The organism is Streptomyces viridochromogenes (assembly GCF_001270495.1).
Taxonomy (GTDB): domain Bacteria; phylum Actinomycetota; class Actinomycetes; order Streptomycetales; family Streptomycetaceae; genus Streptomyces; species Streptomyces viridochromogenes_A.
Map to the genome: position 1 here is coordinate 1 of NZ_LGUR01000152.1, position 298 is coordinate 298.

Below are 298 nucleotides of genomic sequence, written 5' to 3' on the forward strand. Positions count from 1 at the left end.
CGGACGCATGGCCTGCTTGGTCTCGACGTCGACGATCAGCTTGTCGAAGTCGGTGCGCTGCTCGACACGCGTGGCCTCGACCTTGTACGTGACCTTCAGGACCGGCGAGTAGATCGAGTCGACCGGGACACGACCGATCTCCTGGCCGACCTGCTTGTTCTGCACGGCGGAGACATAACCGCGGCCACGCTCGACCGTGAGCTCCATCTCCAGCTTGCCCTTGCCGTTGAGCGTGGCGAGGACGAGGTCGGGGTTGTGCACCTCGACACCGGCCGGCGGCGCGATGTCGGCGGCGGTG

At 66.4% G+C, this 298-nt stretch carries 1 pseudogene; it reads right to left on the minus strand.

From position 1 onward, the window contains the following. Positions 1–298, minus strand: a pseudogene (locus ADK36_RS16455) (DNA-directed RNA polymerase subunit alpha); the annotation flags it as partial.